Origin of the sequence: Pantoea phyllosphaerae (assembly GCF_051025595.1) — a bacterium.
Taxonomy (GTDB): domain Bacteria; phylum Pseudomonadota; class Gammaproteobacteria; order Enterobacterales; family Enterobacteriaceae; genus Pantoea.
On sequence record NZ_JBPFDE010000001.1, the window covers coordinates 372,246 to 390,380 of the forward strand.

Here is an 18,135-nt window from a genome sequence, read left to right on the forward strand (position 1 = left end):
GAGACGAGAGCGATGACTGAGACCACGCGGGCGAAACCGCCCACCGTTAAGCGGGCGCTGACAGGCGACATGCTGCAAACCGTCGGCATTCTGCCGATCCTGGTGCTGATTGTGGTGGTGTTCGGCTTTGTCGCGCCGAACTTCTTCACCGAGGGCAACCTGCTTAATATTACCCGGCAGGCCTCAATTAATATCGTGCTGGCGGCCGGTATGACCTTTGTCATCCTCACTGGCGGCATCGACCTCTCGGTGGGATCGATGCTCGGCACCACGGCGGTAGTGGCGATGGTCGCCTCGCTCGATCCGATGCTCGCCGGTATGACCATCCCCATGGCGCTCGGCGCAGGCCTGGTGATGGGGCTGTTCAACGGCATTCTGGTCGCCTGGGCCGGGCTGCCACCCTTTATCGTCACCCTCGGCACCTATACGGCGCTGCGCGGCGCCGCCTATCTGCTGGCGAACGGCACCACGGTAATTAACTCCGATATCAGCTTCGAGTGGATAGGCAACGGCTATCTCGGCCCGGTGCCCTGGCTGATCGTTATCGCCTTCGCCGTCATCGCCGTCTGCTGGTTTATCCTGCGCCGCACCACGCTGGGCGTTCATATCTACGCGGTGGGCGGCAATATGCAGGCGGCGCGGCTGACCGGCATCAAAGTCGGCGCGGTGCTGGTGTTCGTCTACGCCATGAGCGGGCTGCTTTCCGGATTAGGCGGGCTGATGTCGGCGTCGCGCCTCTATAGCGCCAACGGCAATCTCGGCGTCGGCTATGAACTGGACGCCATCGCCGCGGTGATCCTCGGCGGCACCAGCTTCGTCGGCGGCATCGGCACCATTACCGGCACGCTGATCGGCGCGCTGATTATCGCCACGCTGAATAACGGCATGACGCTAATGGGGGTCTCCTATTTCTGGCAGCTGGTGATCAAAGGCGCGGTGATCATTATTGCGGTGCTGATCGACAAATATCGCACCCGGCACCACGTCTCCTGAACGCGGCGCCCCTTTTTTACCCTACGCCATTCAGCCGTTGGCGATTCTAATAACAGCAGGAGAAGGTCTATGCGTTTTAATCCGATCGTAACCGGGCTGCTGGCGGCAACGCTGTTCAGCGGCACCTTCGCCCAGGCGAAAGATCTCAAGTCCATCGGCGTCACCGTCGGCGATCTCGCCAACCCGTTTTTCGTGCAGATCACCAAAGGCGCGGAGAAGAAAGCGCACGAGCTGGCGGGGGACAACGTCAACGTGACGCTGGTCTCCAGCGGCTACGATCTGGGCCAGCAGGTGGCGCAGATTGATAACTTTATCGCGGCGAAAGTCGACATGATTATTCTGAACGCCGCCGATTCCAAAGGCATCGCGCCGGCGGTGAAGCGCGCCCGCGACGCCGGAATTGTGGTGGTGGCGGTCGACGTGGCGGCCGACGGCGCCAACGCCACCATTACCTCCGACAACACCCAGGCGGGCGAGATGGCCTGTAAATACATCTCCGATCGCCTGAAGGAGAAGGGTAATGTGCTGATCATCAACGGCCCGCCGGTTTCCGCCGTGCAGAACCGCGTCGAGGGCTGTATGACCGAACTGAAACGCCATCCCGGGATCAAGCTGCTCTCCTGGAACCAGAACGCCAAAGGCAGCCGTGAAGGCGGGCTGGAAGTGATGACCGGCCTGCTGTCGGCCAATCCGAAAGTAGACGCGGTGTTCGCCATCAACGATCCGACCGCCATCGGCGCCGATCTGGCGGCGAAACAGGCGCAGCGCAACGAGTTCTTTATTGTCGGCGTCGATGGATCGCCAGATGGTGAAGAGGCGTTGAAGCGCAAGAATTCGCTGTTCGTCGCCACCCCGGCACAGGATCCACAGGTGATGGCGGCGAAAGCAGTCGAGATCGGCTATGACATTCTGCAGGGCAAACCGGCGCCGGATAAGCCGGTGCTGATCCCGGTTACCCTGATCGATCGCAACAATGTCGGCAGCTACAAGGGCTGGACGGTGAAATAGTACCGTTCCCGGCTGTTCGCCTCTCAGGCGCTCAGCCGGACCGCTTCCGGGCGCGCCACATCGGCGGAAAAGACATAGCCGAGGCCGCGAATGGTGCGGATCAGGCTGGGCTGATGCGGATTGATTTCAATTTTGCGCCGCAGTCGCATAATCAGCACGTCGATGGTGCGGTCGAAAACATCAAGGCTTTCACCGTGGGTGAGCTCCAGCAGCTGATCGCGCGTCAGGACCTTGCGCGCATGGCGTACCAGCGCGCGCAGCAGCGCATATTCGCCCTGGGTCAGCGGCACCGCTTCGCGCTGCGGATTGAGCAGCTGACAGCGCGCTTCATCCAGCTGCCAGCCGTTAAAGCGCCAGCCGCTCTCCGCCGCCTCCGGCGGTATAAGCCGACCGCCGCGCCGCAGCGCCGCGCGCGCTCTCGCCACTACCACGCGCGGATTGAAAGGCTTGGCGATATAGTCATCCGCGCCCATCTCCAGCCCAACCACCATTTCCGCTTCGGAGCCCATGCCGGTCAGCATGATCACCAGCACATCCGGGCGCTGACGCTGTAGCTGTTGCAGCACCAGCAGGCCGTTGGTATCGGGCAGCATCATATCCAGCATCACCAGCGCGATGTCGTCGTGCTGCGCCAGCAGCGCGGCCGCGTCGCGGCCATAGTGGCAGCAGTAAACGCTAAACTGTTGTTCATCCAGCACATCCTGCAGCAGTTCGCAGACGGCCTTATCATCATCGACAACCAGAATGGCGGGCTTCATGCAGCGCGACCTCAGGGTTAAAAAAAGGTTAACAAGATTGTACACGGCGCGTTTTTCGCCGCGCTGGCAAGCGATGGAAACGTGAGCGATATCGCCATCGACGTGACTGAAGCGTGCGTTGGCGCAGAATTTTTTCGCAGCGCAGAGGAGGTGATGAAAACGATTGCGCGGCAGCGGGGCAATGCACCATAATCGCGCCTTCTTTTGGTTCAGATTTCTCTTATAAACTGCCAGGCCTGGCAAGGTAAACGATTGCGTTTGCGGCTGGCATAGCGATTGCTATGTCTTCAGGCCTTATGGAGATTCAAGGCGTGACGACAGCGGCCGTCAGCATGCAGCGGCGCGTCGTGCGGTATCACAATAATCAGCATGTAACCCACACTGGCAAGTGAGAACGCGCATTCGTGCCGTCTCCGCTCTTGAGAGATGATGATGTTAGAAAAACTGTTCAAGCTAAAAGCGCATAACACCACGGTCTGCACCGAGGTGGTCGCCGGGATCACCACCTTCCTGGCGATGGCCTATATCCTGTTTGTTAACCCCAGCATTCTGGGCGCCACTGGAATGGACAAAGGCGCGGTCTTCGTTGCCACCTGCCTGGCGGCGGCGATCGGCTCGGTTCTGATGGGATTGATCGCCAACTATCCGATTGCGCTGGCGCCGGGCATGGGGCTGAACGCCTTCTTCACCTATACCGTGGTGCTGCATATGGGGTACACCTGGCAGATCGCGCTGGGCGCAGTGTTTTTGTCGGCGGTGATCTTCTTTGCGCTGTCGATTTTTAAAATCCGCGAGTGGATTATCGCCAGCATTCCGCTGCCGCTGCGCGCCGGCATTGCGGCGGGCATCGGGCTGTTTCTCGCGCTGATCGCGCTGGAAGGCGCAGGCATCGTGGTGGATAACCCGGCGACGCTGGTGGGGCTGGGCGATCTCACTAAGCCGGGGCCGCTGCTGGCGCTGCTGGGCTTTGTGGTCATTGTGGTGCTGGAGGCGCGTCGCGTCACCGGCGCGGTGCTGATCGGCATTCTGCTGATCACCTTTATTTCGATGGGCATCGGTCTGTCGCCTTTTGCCGGCGTCTTCTCCGCACCGCCCTCTATCGCGCCCACCTTTATGCAGCTCGATATCGCCGGGGCCTTTAACGTCGGCCTGGTCAGCGTGATTTTCGCCTTCTTGTTTGTCGACGTCTTCGACAACACCGGCACGCTGCTGGGGGTCACGAAACGCGCCGGACTGGCGGATGAGCAGGGCAATATCCCGAAAATGGGCCGCGCGCTGGTGGCCGATAGCGCCGCGGCGCTGTTTGGATCGCTGCTCGGTACCTCGACGACCACCAGCTATGTGGAGTCCGCAGCGGGCGTGAGCGCGGGCGGGCGCACCGGCTTAACGGCGGTCGTGGTCGCGATTCTGTTCCTGCTGGCGCTGTTTTTCTCGCCGCTGGCGGGTAGCGTGCCGGTCTACGCTACCGCGCCAGCGCTGCTGTTTGTCGCGGTGCTGATGGCCTCCGGCCTGGCGGAGATCGACTGGAAAGATATCACCACCGCGGCGCCGGTCACCGTTACCGCGCTGACCATGCCGCTGACGTACTCTATCGCTAACGGCATCGCCTTCGGCTTTATCACCTGGACGGTGGTGAAGCTGCTGAGCGGCCGCACCAAAGAGGTCAACACGGCACTGGTGATCCTCTCTTTACTGTTCGTGATCAAGCTGGGCTGGCTCAGCGCCTGATCTGTCGCTGCGCCAGCTGGCGTGGCCTTATTCTTTTACTGCGCGCAAGACGTCGGTCGTTTTGCGCGCTTTTTTTATTTCATTCCCCAGGGATTTGCGTAGCGGATTCCAGCTTTTGACAGAAAGGGTGTTCGCTTTTCTGGCGCAGCGCTACTCTGCCTCTGCGCATTCAGGTGCGCTTCGCCTGCCATTTATGACTGAATTAGCGGAACGGGGAATGTTAACCAGGCGGCAATCTGGTTAAATACTCAACAGTCAGGGGCGGTGCCGGTAGCATGACTGTAAGGCGTAACAAGGAAAGGAGAGAATAGTATGGACATGTCGTTAATCCCGCTTCCGCGCACGGTTTCTGTTCCCCGCATCCCTCTTCGTCAATCAGGAGGTAACCTTATGGAGCGATTGACCAAACGTGTTGAGCGGCTTGAACTGGATACGCACCAGATAAAAACAGACCTGGCCGTACTCACCGAGCGTTCGCAACACTTCGCGACAAAAACGGATGTTGAGAGCCTGCATACCGAACAGTTCAGGCTGCGCTGTGAAATGCTCGAAGGCTTCTCCCGGTCAGCAGCCCAGTTTGCCCGGATTGATGAGAGATTTACGCGCATAGACGAAAAGTTTGACCGCATAGATGAGAAGTTTGAGCGTATAGACGAAAAGTTTGACCGCATGGATGAGAAGTTTGAGCGTATAGACGAAAAGTTTGACCGCATGGATGAGAAGTTTGACCGCATGGATGAGAAGTTTGAGCGCATAGACGAAAAGTTCGACCGCCTTAACGATCGCATCACCTGGACGCTGTTGGTTCCGGCTGTGTTGGCCGTGCTTGGCTGGCTGGCGAGAGAATTTATGGTGAACATATAGCGAGGCAGCATGCGCGCTGCCTCGCTATATTGGGAGATGAAAAGCTCGAGGCTTCCCTCGTGCGCTAAGCCATTACCGGAACGGCGGCTCGTTAAAGGTTCGCAGTTTGCGTGAATGCAGCTTATCCCCTTCGGCGCGCAGCAGCTCTACCGCGCAAATACCGATCTGAAGATGCTCTGAAATTGCCCCTTCATAAAAGCGGTTCGCCTGGCCCGGCAGCTTGATTTCGCCATGCAGCGGCTTGTCCGAAACGCAGAGCAGCGTGCCGTAAGGGACGCGGAACCGATAGCCCTGCGCGGCGATAGTGGCACTCTCCATATCCACCGCCACCGCGCGGCTCAGGTTAAAGCGCAGCGCCGAAGCGGAGTAGCGCAGCTCCCAGTTGCGATCGTCCGTCGTTACCACGGTGCCGGTGCGCAGACGCTGCTTGACCTCTTCGCCGGGCATATTGCTCACCGCTTTGGTGGCGTCATAGAGGGCGCGCTGCACCTCCGCGATGCTCGGTACCGGAATGTCGGGCGGCAGCACGCTGTCAAGCACGTGGTCGTCGCGCAGATAGGCGTGCGCCAGCACGTAGTCGCCGATGCGCTGGCTTTCGCGCAGGCCGCCGCAGTGGCCGATCATCAGCCAGGCGTGCGGCCGCATCACCGCCAGGTGATCGCAGATGGTTTTGGCATTGGATGGGCCAACGCCGATATTCACCAGCGTAATGCCGCGTCGGCCAGGCGAGGTAAGATGCCAGGCCGGCATCTGATGCTTTTTCCACGCCAGATCCAGCATCGCCGCGTCGCTCTCCGCCGTATCGGCGGTGATTACCGCGCCGCCCGCGCAGGCCAGACTGTCATAGTCGCTGGCGGGGTCGCGCACCTGCTCAGTCGCCCAGCGCACGAACTCATCCACATAGCGCGTGTAGTTGGTGAACAGCACAAACGGCTGGAAATGCTCTACTGAGGTGCCGGTGTAGTGGCGCAGGCGCGCCAGCGAGAAGTCGGTGCGCAGCGCGTCGAAGTGCGACAAGGGGAAAACGGCGTCCGGGTTAAACAGGCCGTCGGCGGTTTCATCGCCGATCTGCGACAGTTCGGTGGTAGGAAAATAGCGCGCAATGCTGGCGCTCATGGTGCGGTCCAGCGACAGATCGGAACCGTCAATCACGTAAGGGTAGGGGATCTCCTGGCTGGACGGGCCAACCTGAATCTCCACCTCATACTCTTTTTCCAGCATCGCCAGCTGTTCGCTGAGATAGTGGCGCAGCAGCGCCGGGCGCGTGATGGTGGTGCTGTAGCTGCCGGTATGGGTGAAACGTCCCCATGCGCGCGTGCGGTTTTGCTGCGGGCCTTCGCCGCGCCAGGTGATGCGCAGTTCAGGGTAGACAAACAGCCCCTGGCGACGCGCCTCCGCCTCAGGCAGCGTGCCCTGTTCGGTATAGGTTTTTATCGCCGCGCGCAGCGCGTTCACCGCGTTATCGTACAGACGCTCCAGTTCATCCAGCGCCTGCTGGCGGGTAAGGCCGTTCCGTTGTGTAGGCATAAACTCTCCTGATATGTAGCGAACTTTCCCCACAGCTTAGCGGTTTTGCCGCCGCTGCAAAGCAAGAATCTGTGATCGACCGCATTATGCACCAACAGGGTGCTGGCGTGTTGCCATTCCCCGCCTACGTTTAAATGAATCAGAAGGTGACGTCGTGCGCTGTCGCTGGCGTTGCCACCTTCCTTTGGCGAAATCCCGCGTCCCGTTTCGTTCTGGCGAGATTCTTGCTTGCAATAAACAGCGGCCTCTGTCGCCGCGCCTGGTCGGTCCGAACCGGATAAAAACATTCACCGCGCCTGTTCCGTGGTCTGGCGAACGCAAATTCACTGTGTCGAGGATAGACAGCATGTCTCAGAAACTGATCAAGTTGTCGTTAAACGTCGTAATAGCAGGCTGTATCGGCGTAGCGCTTAGCGCGCAGGCCGATATAAAAATCGGCGTCGCCGGGCCGTTTTCCGGCCCTAACGCCACCTATGGCGCACAGTACTGGAAAGGGGCGACGCAGGCGGCAGAGGATATTAACGCGGCGGGCGGCATTAACGGCGAGAAAATCGTGCTGGTGCAGGGCGACGACGCCTGCGAACCCAAACAGGCGGTCGCGGTGGCGAACCGGCTGGTCGATCAGGATAAGGTGATGGCGGTGGTTGGCCATTTCTGCTCCTCCAGCACCATGCCAGCCTCTGAGGTTTACGACGACGCTGGCGTGCTGTCGATTACGCCAGGCTCCACTAACCCGCAAATCACCGAGCGCGGCATGAAAACTCTGTTTCGCATGTGCGGACGCGACGACCAGCAGGGCGCCATCGCCGCCAACTTTATGCTCGACAAGCTGAAAGCGAAGAAGGTCGCGATTATCCATGATAAAGATACCTACGGTCAGGGGCTGGCCGACGCCACCAAAGCAGCGCTGGAGAAGCGCGGCGTCAAAGAGGTGATGTATGAGGGCCTGTCGCGCGGCGAGAAAGATTTTAACGCGCTGGTGACCAAAATCGCCCAGGCAAATCCCGACGTGGTCTATTTTGGCGGTTGTCATCCCGAAGCCGGTCCGCTGGTGCGCCAGATGCGCGAGCAGGGCGTAAAAGCGAACTTCTTCTCCGGCGACTGCATCGTGACGCAGGAGCTGGTCACCGCCGCGGGCGGGCCGCAATACACCAGCGGCATCTATATGACCTTCGGCAACGATCCGCGTCAGATCGCCGACGGCAAAGCGGTGATTGATGCGTTCCGCAAAGGCGGCTTCGAGCCGGAAGGCTATACCCTCTACGCCTACGCCTCTGTTCAGGCGCTGGCGGCCGCCTATAAGGGCGCAGGCAAAGATAACGAGAAAGCCAGCGAATGGCTGAAATCTCACGACGTGCCGACCGTGATGGGTAAAAAAGCCTGGGACGGAAAAGGCGATTTGAAAATCTCCGATTACGTCGTTTATCAGTGGGACGACAAAGGCAAGTATCACCAGCTGTAGGCCTGAGCCCGCCCTGCGCAGCGCAGGGCGTTTCCTGTCCGGACCGCCCGGTTGCGCGGTCCGCTTTGTGCAGAGACTTCGTTATGGACGCCTTCTTACTTCAGCAACTGATCAACGGGCTGACGCTGGGCGCGGTATATGGCCTGATCGCGATCGGCTACACCATGGTGTACGGCATCATCGGTATGATTAACTTCGCGCACGGCGAGGTCTATATGATCTCCGCCTATCTCTGCGCCATCGGCCTGGCGCTGCTCTCGTTCTTCGGCGTGCACTCTTTCCCGCTGCTGATTTTCGGCACGCTGCTCTTCACCGTGGTGGTGACGGCGGTCTACGGCTGGACCATTGAGCGTATCGCCTATCGGCCGCTGCGCCACTCGACGCGGCTGGCGCCGCTGATCTCTGCCATCGGCATGTCGCTGATCCTGCAGAACTATGTTCAATTGAGCCAGGGCCCCAATCAGCAGGGAGTGCCAACGCTGCTGACCGGCGTGCTGCGCGTCGAGTTTGACGGTGGGATGGTGCAGATCACCTGGACCAAGCTCTTTATTCTTGCCGCTGCCTTTTGCGGCATGGCGCTGCTTACCTGGATTATTCAGTACACACGCCTCGGCCGTATCTGCCGCGCGGTGCAGCAGGATCGGCGCATGGCCGCCATTCTCGGCATCAATACCGACCGCGTGATTTCACTGGTCTTCGTGATCGGCGCGGCGATGGCCGGGCTGGCAGGGGTGCTGGTGACGATGAATTACGGCACCTTCGATTTTTACGCCGGGTTTATCATCGGCATCAAGGCGTTCACCGCAGCGGTGCTGGGCGGCATCGGGTCGCTGCCCGGCGCAATGCTGGGCGGACTGCTGCTCGGCGTGGCGGAAGCGCAGTTCGCCGGGCTGGTGAACTCCGACTACAAAGATGTCTTCTCGTTCGCGCTGCTGGTGGTGATCCTGATCTTCCGCCCGCAGGGGCTGCTTGGCCGTCCGCTGGTGGCAAAAGTATGAGGGCGCGGTGATGAGGCGATCTATCAGTGTGTCTCAGGCGCTGCGTGAAACCCTGCTGGCCGGGCTGATTGCGGTGGTGGTGTTCGGACCGATCGTCGGCGTGGTGCTGAAAGGGTACGCCTTCCAGCTCGCCCCTGCGCGCGTGGCGCTGCTGGTGGCGGTGGTGATGGCGGGACGGCTGCTGCTTAGCCTCTTTTTGCAGACCGAGCGCGGGCGGGCGCTGCTGCGGCGCGTCGAAGGCGCGGACGACGGCGTTTACGTGCGCGAGCCGGGCTACCGCTCGCGGCTGCGCTGGATCCTGCCGCTGCTGCTGGCGGTGGCGCTGCTGTTTCCCTTTCTCTCCAGCAAATATCTGCTGACCGTGGCGATCCTCGGATTGATCTATGTCCTGCTGGGGCTGGGGCTCAATATTGTGGTGGGGCTGGCGGGGCTGCTCGATCTCGGGTACGTGGCTTTTTACGCCATCGGCGCTTATGGGCTGGCGCTCGGCTATCAGTATCTGGGGCTGGGATTCTGGAGCATGCTGCCGCTGGCCGCGCTGCTGGCCGCTTTCGCCGGGGCGCTGCTCGGCTTTCCGGTGCTGCGCATGCACGGCGACTATCTGGCGATTGTCACCCTGGGGTTCGGCGAGATTATCCGTCTGGTGCTGACCAACTGGCTGAGCTTTACCGGCGGGCCGAACGGCGTCTCCGTGCCGTCGCCGACCTTTCTCGGTCTGGAGTTTGGGCGACGCGCACGCGAAGGCGGTGTCCCTTTTCATGCGTTTTTCCACCTCGACTACAACCCCAATATGAAGTTTATCTTTCTCTACGTGGTGCTGCTTCTGGTGGTGGCGCTGGTGCTGTTTATCAAACATCGCCTGACGCGTATGCCGATCGGGCGCGCCTGGGAAGCGCTGCGCGAAGATGAGATCGCCTGTCGCGCGATGGGGCTAAACCATGTGCTGGTGAAGCTCTCCGCCTTTATGCTCGGCGCCTCGACGGCGGGTATCGCAGGGGTCTTTTTCGCCAGCTATCAGGGATTTGTCAATCCGACCTCGTTCACCTTTTTCGAGTCGGCGCTGATCCTCGCCATTGTGGTGCTGGGGGGAATGGGCTCGACGCTCGGCGTGGTGCTGGCCGCTTTTGTGCTGACGGTGGCGCCGGAGCTGCTGCGCAGCTTTGCCGAATACCGCGTGCTGCTGTTCGGCATGCTGATGGTGCTGATGATGATCTGGCGGCCGCGCGGCCTGGTGCGCACCAGCCGCGTCGGCGTCGCGCCGCGTAAAGGAGTGCGCCATGAGTGACGCTATTTTGCAGGTCGATCATCTGATGATGCGCTTCGGCGGTATCAAGGCGCTTAACGACGTCAGCCTGCGTGTGCAGCGCGGCTCGGTCACCTCGCTGATTGGCCCTAACGGCGCGGGCAAAACCACCGTGTTTAACTGCCTGACCGGCTTCTACCGCGCCAGCGGCGGCCGCATTTTGCTGAATGCTCAGGCGCGCAGCACCGACGTCATTCAGATCCTCGGCCAGAAAATCGAGCCGCAGGACTGGCTGCGCCCGACGCAGCTGGGATCGCGGCTCTGGTACAAGATGTTCGGCGGCGCGCACCTGGTGAACCGCGCCGGGCTGGCGCGCACCTTTCAAAATATCCGCCTGTTCCGCGACATGTCGGTGATTGAGAACCTGCTGGTGGCGCAGCATATGCTGGCGAACCGCAACCTGCTGGCGGGAATTTTCAATACCCGCGGCTATCGCGAGGCGGAGAGCCGCGCGCTCGATCGCGCCTTCTACTGGCTGGAGACGGTGGATCTGGCACCGACGGCCAATCGGCTGGCCGGCACGCTCTCCTATGGCCAGCAGCGGCGGCTGGAGATCGCGCGCGCCATGTGCACTCAGCCGGAGCTGATTTGCCTCGACGAACCGGCGGCGGGACTCAATCCCGTGGAGACCGAGACGCTGAGCGCGATTCTGCACCGCCTGCGCGCCGATCACCGCATCAGCGTGCTGCTGATCGAGCATGATATGCCGATGGTGATGGCGATCTCTGACCATATCGTGGTGCTCGACCACGGCGACGTGATTGCACAGGGTGCGCCGCGCCAGATTCAGCAGGACCCGCGCGTTATTGCCGCCTATCTTGGCGCAGAGGAGGAGGATCTTCATGGCTGAACCGATGCTGAAATTTGACGCGGTCGATCTCTACTACGGCCCGGTGCAGGCGTTAAAAAAGGTGTCGCTGAGCGTGCAGCCCGGCGAGACCGTGGCGCTGATCGGCGCCAACGGCGCCGGCAAATCGACGCTGCTGATGTCGATTTTCGGCCAGCCGCGCATTGCGCAGGGGGAGATCTACTTTCAGGGAGAGCCCATTAGCCAGCGCTCAACCCACTTTATCGCCGCCAGCGGCATTGCTCAGGCGCCGGAAGGCCGGCGGATTTTTGCTGATATGACCGTAGAAGAGAATTTGCAGATGGGCACTATTGCCATCGGCAGCGCGCATCAGAAAGCCGATCTGGCGCGCATGTATGAACTCTTTCCGCGCCTGCTGGAGCGGCGCAGGCAGCGGGCAATGACCCTTTCCGGCGGCGAGCAGCAGATGCTGGCCATCGCCCGTGCGCTGATGAGCCGTCCCAGGCTGCTGCTGCTCGATGAGCCGAGCCTCGGGCTGGCGCCGATTGTGGTGAAGCAGATCTTCGCCATTTTGCGTGAGCTGACGCAGCAGGGCATGACGCTGTTTCTGGTCGAGCAGAACGCCCGTCATGCCCTGGCGCTCGCCGACCGTGGCTATGTGATGGCGAACGGGGAGATTCGCCTCAGCGGCAGCGGGCGGGAGCTGCTCGATAATGAGGAGGTGCGTAGCGCCTATCTGGGCGGCGCGGCAGCAGCTGCGGTGACGAGCGAGAAAAGAGTGTAATAATGATTGAAAAATCAGGGAAACGCTTTGCATAAATAGTTAAGCGCACCCATCATTACAACTCCTGTCCAATCTGTTCTGATTTGGTTATTCCCTTGCAAAATCCTGGCGTAGCAGTGATGCAGGCGATCAAGCGTACGGCGTGGTATCCCAAACGTCGCTTTTATCGCACGCTGTTCTGGCGTGAGATCACGCCACTGGCGGTGCCCATCTTCATCGAGAACCTGTGCGTGATGCTGATGGGCGTGTTAAGCACATTCCTGGTGAGCTGGCTGGGCAAAGAGGCGATGGCAGGCGTTGGGCTGGCGGACAGCTTCAACATCATCATCATCTCATTTTTCGCCGCCATCGACCTCGGCACCACGGTGGTGGTCGCCTTCAGCCTGGCGAAGCGCAACGGCAAGCGCGCCCGCGCCGCCACGCGCCAGTCGCTGGCGCTGATGACGGTGCTGTCGCTGGTGCTGGTGTTCGCCATCGAGCTCTGGGGGCATCTGATCATCGATCTGATCGCCGGCGGCGCGGAGCCCAAAGTCAAAGAGCTGGCGCTGAGCTACCTGCAGACCTCGGCGTGGAGCTATCCGGCGGCGGCGATTGCGCTGATAGGCAGCGGCGCGCTGCGCGGCGCGGGGAATACCAAAATCCCGATGCTGATCAACGGCGGGATGAACATCCTCAATATCGTTATCAGCAGCGTGTTGATTTATGGCGCCTTCTCCTGGGAGGGGCTGGGTTTCGTCGGTGCCGGTCTGGGGCTGACCATCTCGCGCTATATCGGTGCAATCGGCGTGATTTACGTGCTGATGATCGGTTTTAACGCCTCGCTGAAGATCAGCCTGCCGAGCTATTTTCGCCGCTGGGACCTAAAAATCCTGATGGAGGTGTTAGGGATAGGCGTGCCGGCGAGCATTGAATCAGTGCTCTTTAACGGCGGCAAGCTGCTGACACAGGTGTTTGTGGCGGGCATGGGCACCGACGCCATCGCCGGCAACTTTATCGCCTTCTCGATCGCCTCGCTGATCAACCTGCCGGGCAATGCGCTGGGCTCTGCCTCAACCATTATCACCGGCACCCGCCTTGGGCGTAACCAGGTCTATCAGGCGGAGCGGCAGATCAGGCATGTTTTCTGGCTGGCAAGCCTCTGTCTCTGCGCGCTGGCGTTTATGACGGTGCCCCTCTCCGGCGTGCTGGCGCGCTTTTATACCCGCGATCCGGACGTAATCAGCGTAACCCAGCATCTGATCTGGCTCAACGCCGCCTTTATGCCGATCTGGGCCGCTTCCTGGGTGCTGCCTGCGGGGCTGAAAGGGGCACGCGACGCCCGTTACACTATGTACGTCTCAATGTTCAGCATGTGGGGCGCGCGCGTGGTGGTGGGCTACGTGCTGGGCATCATGCTCGGCATGGGCGTGGTCGGCGTCTGGCTCGGCATGTTCCTCGACTGGGCGGTGCGCGGCGCCTGCTTCTGGTGGCGGCTGAAGAGCGGTAAGTGGCTGGATAACTACCGCAAAATGGTGGCAAAGATGGCGAAGCAGCAGTAGCCGCCGGGCGTTTAGCTGTTTTCTGGCAATAAAATGCAGAAAATAATGGTTCAGCTACGGCTGTACCAGGGGTTTACTGAACCTCTCAATAACGGAGGATCAACCCGATGAAAGCACTGCTGCAGCTGTGGAAAAAAGGCGTCGCCATCTGGCAGGCGCGCAAACGCGATGGGCACGGCGAGAGTGAATTAAGCCTGGAGCAGGAGCTGCTGCTTCCCATCAGCCAGCTTTACGGCTTTGAATATTTTCCCTCCGTGCATCGCTACCATGAGAAATAGCGCCCCCTGTTATCGCTACCGGAATTAAAGCCCACTCTTACCCGGCGGGCTTTTTTTTCGCCTGCGGTACAGCCGCAGCGGCTATGGTTAAAAGGGCAGCATGCCTTTTATCCTGGAGAAGCGAATGAGCGATAAAGAGAGCGCCGCGCTGATGAGCGCGCGGCTGGCACTGACCGCGCAGCAGCGCGCGCAGACCCGCGCCGCACTGGCGCAGGGCGTTACCGCGGAGCCAGATCGCGCCCGCGCGCAGCGCTACGCCTTTCAACAGCATCTGCGTCAGGGCGTCATTACCGGCAACAGCAACGATCTGCTGCCGGTGGCCTTTTTGGCGCAGGGCCTGGCCTGCGCGCGCGGCGTGGCGCTGCTGCGCGACGATGGCGTGCCTGCAGGCAGTGCGTTTCTCACCCACGGCGGCCTGCTTATTACCAACCATCATCTGCTGCCAGCGCCGCCTGCGACGGGCCGCGTCACCCTGCAGTTCGGCTGGCGGCGCAGCGAGGCGGGCGAGCTGGTGGACGGCGTTACGTATGGCGTCGATGCCGCCCGTTTTTTTCTCACCAGCCCCACCGATGCGCTCGACTGCACCCTGATTGCGCTGGGGGAGGTTACTGGCGGAGGCGGCGAGGCGCCGCAGCCGATTGCGCTGAACGATCGCAACGACAAACATGCGCTGGGCATCAGCCTCAACCTTATCCACCATCCGGGCGGCGCGCCGCAGCAGATTACCTTGCGCAACAACGCGCTGCTGGCGCGTCACGCGCAGCTGCTGCACTACGCGGCCGATACCGACGGCGGCTCGTCCGGCGCGCCGGTATTCAACGATGGCTGGCAGCTGGTGGCGCTGCACCACGGCGGCGTGGAAAGCGACGACGGCTGGGTGAATGAAGGGATTCGCATCAGCGCCATTATCGACTGGCTGAAGGGCGAGCTGCCGCAGCTGCCTGCGCCGCAGCAGGCGCTGTTGATGCAGGCGCTGACCGCCAGCGACAGCGCGGCTCCGCTGGCCGCCTCCGCCGCGTCGGAGAGCGGCTACGCCAACCGCGACGGTTTTCAGCCGGGTTTCCTTGAGGGCGCGCCGATCGATCTGGCAGCTATTATCGCGCCGCGCGCCGCCGAGGTGGCGCCGCTGCGCGACGGCCGTCAGGGTGCAGACGCGCAGCTCGACTACGAGCACTTTTCCCTGCTGATGAACGCCGAGCGGCGGCTCGCCTTTTTTACCGCCACCAACATCGACGGCGCGCGCTATATCGCCATCGATCGCGGCAACGGCCAGCCGTCGCTGCTGGAGGAGGGGGATCGCTGGGTTGACGAGAGCCGTATCGACAGCCGCTACGTCACCGGCCAGGCCTTTTACAGCGCCTTCAGCCGCTGGTTCGATCGCGGCCATCTTACGCGCCGCAGCGATCCCACCTGGGGCACGGCGGCGGAAGCGGTGCGCGCCAACAAAGATACCTTTCACTTTACCAACTGCTCGCCGCAGCATTTTCGCTTCAACCAGAGCCTGCAGTACTGGCAGGGCGTGGAGCGCTATATTCTGGAGTCGGGCGTGCTGGCGTCGAAGCGGAAAATTAGCGTGCTCACCGGCCCGGTCCTGAACGACCAGTGGCGGCAGTATGCGGAATGGCAGGTGCCGCTGATGTTCTGGAAGGTGGTGCTGCGCATCAACGCGGCGGGGAAGCCGCAGGCAACGGCGCTGCTGGTCAGCCAGGCGGAGCTGCTGGATGAGCCGCGCCGCGTGCTGCCCCATGCGCAGACGACGCCGCGCCCTAACGTTGACGAGTACCGCGTGACGGTCAGCGCGCTGGAGACGCTGACCGGGCTGAACTTCGCCGCTTTTCGCGACTGGGAGAGCTGGCAACCGGATGAAAGCCTGCTGGCGCAGCCGCTGCCGGCGAAGCTGATTATGAACTGGGAGGATCTGCTTTAGCCGCTGCGCTTGCGGCGTCCAAAAGCCCGCTCAGCCCGCCCAGTGCGGGCTTTTTTACGCTCCCTTTCCGCTAAAATCGCTGAGCCTTCAACCCGTTACGCTTAGTGGGCAGACTTGCGCTTCTGACATGGCTGCTACACTTAGCGCTCGAGGCTGATAACGATTCAGCTCTACTGACAAGCGTGAAAGCGTGGCTAAAAGGAGAGAACCTATGACAGATCGTCCCCAGAATCCTCAGCAGGCGCAGCAGCAGAAATGGCCCGGCAGCTTCCTCAAAATGGATCCAAAACCCGATCACGGTGAAACCAGCTATCAGGGCTCCGGCCGCCTGAAGGGCAAAACCGCCATTATTACCGGCGGCGACTCCGGCATCGGCCGCGCTGTTGCCATCGCCTACGCCCGCGAAGGCGCGGACGTGGTGATCTCCTACCTGGATGAGCATGAAGACGCGAAAGATACGGCGAAACGGGTGGAAGAGGCGGGCCAGCAGGCGCTGCTGATCGCAGGCGATGTGACTGAGGCGGAGCATTGCCGCAGCATCGTGGCGCAGACCGCTGAGCGCTTCGGCAAGATCGACATCGTGGTAAACAATGCCGCCTTCCAGATGACGCGCACCGCGCTGGAGGAGATCGGCGATGATGAATTCGATCGCACCATGAAAACCAATCTCTACGCCATGTTCTATATCTGCAAGGCGGCAGTGCCGCACATGCCGGCTGGCGGTTCCATTATCAATACCGCATCGGTGAATGCCGACCAGCCGAAGCCGAAACTGCTGGCTTACTCTGCGACCAAAGCCGCGATCGTAAACTTTTCCGGCGGTCTGGCGGCGCTGCTGGCGGAGAAAGGGATCCGCGCCAACGCCGTTGCGCCTGGCCCCATCTGGACGCCGCTGATCCCGGCCACCATGCCGCCGGAGCAGGTGGAAAGCTTCGGCAGCGAAGTGCCGCTGGAGCGTATGGGACAGCCTGCTGAGCTCGCCCCGACCTATGTGATGCTCGCCAGCGACGAGGCCAGCTATATTTCCGGCGCCACTATTGCGGTTACAGGCGGCGTCGCGGTTATTTAATGTCGTCCAGGAGGAGAGATGAACGCCTATCCTTTAAAGCTGACTACGCCCCTCGCCACCCATATCTTTGGCGGGCAGCGTATCAGAGAGCAGTTAGGAAAAGCGGAGCTGCCTGAGACGCGCGTGGCGGAGAGCTGGGAAATCAGCGATGTGGACGGCATGATCGCCTCCGTCACCAACGGCGAGCTGGCGGGCCAGACGCTGCGCCAGCTCACCGAACGCTATCCTGATGAGATGGTCGCCCCCGGCTGGCGCGGCCCCTTTTTCCCACTGCTTAGCAAGTTTATCGACGGAAGCGGCATGCTTCCGGTTCACCTGCACGCTAACGACGCGCTGGCGAAGCGGCTGGAGCAGCAGCCGAATGGCAAAAGCGAAGCCTGGCATATCTTATGGGCTGCGCCTGACGCCACCTGTCTGCTGGGCGTGCGCGACGGCGTGGAGAGTGCTCGCCTGAAGGCCGCGCTGCTGGCACAGGATTACGACGCGGTGATGCATCGGGTGCCGGTAAAAGCGAGTGACACCTTTTATGTGCCCGGCGGCATGCTGCACAGCTTTGGTCCCGATACCCTGATCTATGAGATTGAGCAGACCTCCAATATCCAGCAGCACGCGATGCCGTGGCGCATGGAGGATGGGTCGCGCCTCTCTCAAGAGGAGTGGGAAAAGAATATCGACGCAATGCTGCAGGAGCTGCGGCCGGAACTGCGCTGTACGCCGCAGCCGGGGCTGACGTTAGAGGTGGAAGGGCTGACGCGGCGCTTCTGCTGCGCGGGCCCCTACTTTGCGCTGGAGCGCTGGCGCTTTAGCGAGCCACAGCGGTTCAGCTTTGATAGCGCGCGTATCCTTTCCAACCTCGGCGAGCCGTTAACGGTCGAGGCGAATGGCGTTAGCGTCGCGCTGGGCCGCGCCGAATCGCTGCTGCTGCCCGCTGCGCTGGCGGAGGTCGCGCTGCGCGACGCTGGCGAACTGCTGATCGGCTATGTGCCCGATCTGGCGCGCGAGGTGATCGCGCCGCTGCGGCAGGCGGGCTATAGCGAGGCGGAGATTGCGCGGCTGGGCGACATTCACGGCACGATGATATAGGAGGATC

Annotated in this window: 16 protein-coding genes; 14 read left to right on the forward strand and 2 right to left on the reverse strand. The window is 61.3% G+C overall.

Features of this window, described 5'->3' with window-relative positions; all coding sequences use genetic code 11:
- Positions 1-12: 12 nt before the first annotated feature.
- A complete protein-coding gene (locus ACR6A7_RS01665; protein ID WP_434123020.1) occupies positions 13-993 on the forward strand; it encodes an ABC transporter permease subunit in 981 nt (326 codons plus the stop codon).
- Positions 994-1,062: 69 nt separating this feature from the next.
- On the forward strand, positions 1,063-2,001 hold the full coding sequence (locus ACR6A7_RS01670) for an ABC transporter substrate-binding protein (protein ID WP_434123021.1): 939 nt from the start codon (positions 1,063-1,065) through the stop codon (positions 1,999-2,001).
- A 23-nt stretch (positions 2,002-2,024) separates the two neighbouring features.
- Here the strand turns inward: ACR6A7_RS01670 and ACR6A7_RS01675 are convergent, their stop codons facing one another.
- The gene (locus ACR6A7_RS01675) at positions 2,025-2,759 is read right to left on the reverse strand and encodes a response regulator (RefSeq protein WP_434123022.1); all 735 of its coding nucleotides are present in this window, start codon (positions 2,757-2,759) and stop codon (positions 2,025-2,027) included.
- 429 nt (positions 2,760-3,188) lie between these two features.
- On the opposite strand from ACR6A7_RS01675, the gene ACR6A7_RS01680 reads away from it, so the two are divergent.
- Positions 3,189-4,487, forward strand: coding sequence for an NCS2 family permease (locus ACR6A7_RS01680; RefSeq protein ID WP_434123023.1), 1,299 nt, complete (start codon positions 3,189-3,191; stop codon positions 4,485-4,487).
- 312 nt (positions 4,488-4,799) lie between these two features.
- Positions 4,800-5,351 (forward strand): hypothetical protein, encoded by a 552-nt coding sequence (locus ACR6A7_RS01685; RefSeq protein ID WP_434123024.1) that lies wholly within the window; start codon positions 4,800-4,802, stop codon positions 5,349-5,351.
- 72 nt (positions 5,352-5,423) lie between these two features.
- Here the strand turns inward: ACR6A7_RS01685 and ACR6A7_RS01690 are convergent, their stop codons facing one another.
- Positions 5,424-6,878: an AMP nucleosidase gene (locus tag ACR6A7_RS01690; protein WP_434123025.1), complete on the reverse strand. Its 1,455-nt coding sequence runs from the start codon at positions 6,876-6,878 to the stop codon at positions 5,424-5,426.
- Between the two features lie 346 nt (positions 6,879-7,224).
- Here ACR6A7_RS01690 and ACR6A7_RS01695 point away from each other — a divergent pair, with 346 nt between their 5' ends.
- The 10 genes from ACR6A7_RS01695 to ACR6A7_RS01740 all read left to right on the forward strand — a co-directional run bounded on the left by ACR6A7_RS01695 (position 7,225) and on the right by ACR6A7_RS01740 (position 18,128).
- Positions 7,225-8,340, forward strand: a complete 1,116-nt coding sequence (locus ACR6A7_RS01695) for a branched-chain amino acid ABC transporter substrate-binding protein (RefSeq protein WP_434123026.1) — start codon at positions 7,225-7,227, stop codon at positions 8,338-8,340.
- Between the two features lie 83 nt (positions 8,341-8,423).
- The gene (locus ACR6A7_RS01700; RefSeq protein ID WP_434123027.1) at positions 8,424-9,338 is read left to right on the forward strand and encodes an ABC transporter permease subunit; all 915 of its coding nucleotides are present in this window, start codon (positions 8,424-8,426) and stop codon (positions 9,336-9,338) included.
- 28 nt (positions 9,339-9,366) lie between these two features.
- Positions 9,367-10,623: a high-affinity branched-chain amino acid ABC transporter permease LivM gene (gene livM / locus ACR6A7_RS01705; protein WP_434123028.1), complete on the forward strand. Its 1,257-nt coding sequence runs from the start codon at positions 9,367-9,369 to the stop codon at positions 10,621-10,623.
- Positions 10,616-11,491, forward strand: a complete 876-nt coding sequence (locus tag ACR6A7_RS01710) for an ABC transporter ATP-binding protein (RefSeq protein ID WP_434123029.1) — start codon at positions 10,616-10,618, stop codon at positions 11,489-11,491. The genes livM and ACR6A7_RS01710 overlap by 8 nt, the downstream gene beginning before the upstream one ends.
- A complete protein-coding gene (locus ACR6A7_RS01715; RefSeq protein WP_434123030.1) occupies positions 11,484-12,233 on the forward strand; it encodes an ABC transporter ATP-binding protein in 750 nt (249 codons plus the stop codon). Before ACR6A7_RS01710 ends, ACR6A7_RS01715 begins: the two co-directional genes overlap by 8 nt.
- Before the next feature lie 119 nt (positions 12,234-12,352).
- Complete coding sequence (locus tag ACR6A7_RS01720; RefSeq protein WP_434123323.1) at positions 12,353-13,771, forward strand: EmmdR/YeeO family multidrug/toxin efflux MATE transporter; 1,419 nt, start codon at positions 12,353-12,355, stop codon at positions 13,769-13,771.
- A 107-nt stretch (positions 13,772-13,878) separates the two neighbouring features.
- Positions 13,879-14,049, forward strand: a complete 171-nt coding sequence (locus tag ACR6A7_RS01725) for a hypothetical protein (RefSeq protein WP_434123031.1) — start codon at positions 13,879-13,881, stop codon at positions 14,047-14,049.
- Positions 14,050-14,173: 124 nt separating this feature from the next.
- On the forward strand, positions 14,174-15,976 hold the full coding sequence (locus tag ACR6A7_RS01730; protein ID WP_434123032.1) for a DNA/RNA non-specific endonuclease: 1,803 nt from the start codon (positions 14,174-14,176) through the stop codon (positions 15,974-15,976).
- A 211-nt stretch (positions 15,977-16,187) separates the two neighbouring features.
- Positions 16,188-17,045, forward strand: coding sequence for a glucose 1-dehydrogenase (locus tag ACR6A7_RS01735; protein WP_434123034.1), 858 nt, complete (start codon positions 16,188-16,190; stop codon positions 17,043-17,045).
- A gap of 18 nt (positions 17,046-17,063) precedes the next feature.
- Positions 17,064-18,128 carry a class I mannose-6-phosphate isomerase gene (locus ACR6A7_RS01740; protein ID WP_434123035.1) on the forward strand — a complete coding sequence of 355 codons (1,065 nt, stop codon included), beginning with the start codon at positions 17,064-17,066 and terminating at the stop codon, positions 18,126-18,128.
- Positions 18,129-18,135: the final 7 nt, after the last annotated feature.

Excerpts from the sequence above, each read along its gene's own strand:
- ACR6A7_RS01675 (WP_434123022.1), bottom strand. The coding sequence starts at position 2,759 with ATGAAGCCCGCCATTCTGGTTGTCGATGATGATAAGGCCGTCTGCGAA.
- ACR6A7_RS01730 (WP_434123032.1), top strand. The coding sequence starts at position 14,174 with ATGAGCGATAAAGAGAGCGCCGCGCTGATGAGCGCGCGGCTGGCACTG.
- ACR6A7_RS01685 (WP_434123024.1), top strand. The coding sequence starts at position 4,800 with ATGGACATGTCGTTAATCCCGCTTCCGCGCACGGTTTCTGTTCCCCGC.
- ACR6A7_RS01700 (WP_434123027.1), top strand. The coding sequence starts at position 8,424 with ATGGACGCCTTCTTACTTCAGCAACTGATCAACGGGCTGACGCTGGGC.
- ACR6A7_RS01690 (WP_434123025.1), bottom strand. The coding sequence starts at position 6,878 with ATGCCTACACAACGGAACGGCCTTACCCGCCAGCAGGCGCTGGATGAA.
- ACR6A7_RS01740 (WP_434123035.1), top strand. The coding sequence starts at position 17,064 with ATGAACGCCTATCCTTTAAAGCTGACTACGCCCCTCGCCACCCATATC.
- ACR6A7_RS01735 (WP_434123034.1), top strand. The coding sequence starts at position 16,188 with ATGACAGATCGTCCCCAGAATCCTCAGCAGGCGCAGCAGCAGAAATGG.
- ACR6A7_RS01695 (WP_434123026.1), top strand. The coding sequence starts at position 7,225 with ATGTCTCAGAAACTGATCAAGTTGTCGTTAAACGTCGTAATAGCAGGC.
- ACR6A7_RS01665 (WP_434123020.1), top strand. The coding sequence starts at position 13 with ATGACTGAGACCACGCGGGCGAAACCGCCCACCGTTAAGCGGGCGCTG.
- ACR6A7_RS01720 (WP_434123323.1), top strand. The coding sequence starts at position 12,353 with ATGCAGGCGATCAAGCGTACGGCGTGGTATCCCAAACGTCGCTTTTAT.
- ACR6A7_RS01670 (WP_434123021.1), top strand. The coding sequence starts at position 1,063 with ATGCGTTTTAATCCGATCGTAACCGGGCTGCTGGCGGCAACGCTGTTC.
- ACR6A7_RS01710 (WP_434123029.1), top strand. The coding sequence starts at position 10,616 with ATGAGTGACGCTATTTTGCAGGTCGATCATCTGATGATGCGCTTCGGC.
- ACR6A7_RS01725 (WP_434123031.1), top strand. The coding sequence starts at position 13,879 with ATGAAAGCACTGCTGCAGCTGTGGAAAAAAGGCGTCGCCATCTGGCAG.
- ACR6A7_RS01715 (WP_434123030.1), top strand. The coding sequence starts at position 11,484 with ATGGCTGAACCGATGCTGAAATTTGACGCGGTCGATCTCTACTACGGC.
- ACR6A7_RS01680 (WP_434123023.1), top strand. The coding sequence starts at position 3,189 with ATGATGTTAGAAAAACTGTTCAAGCTAAAAGCGCATAACACCACGGTC.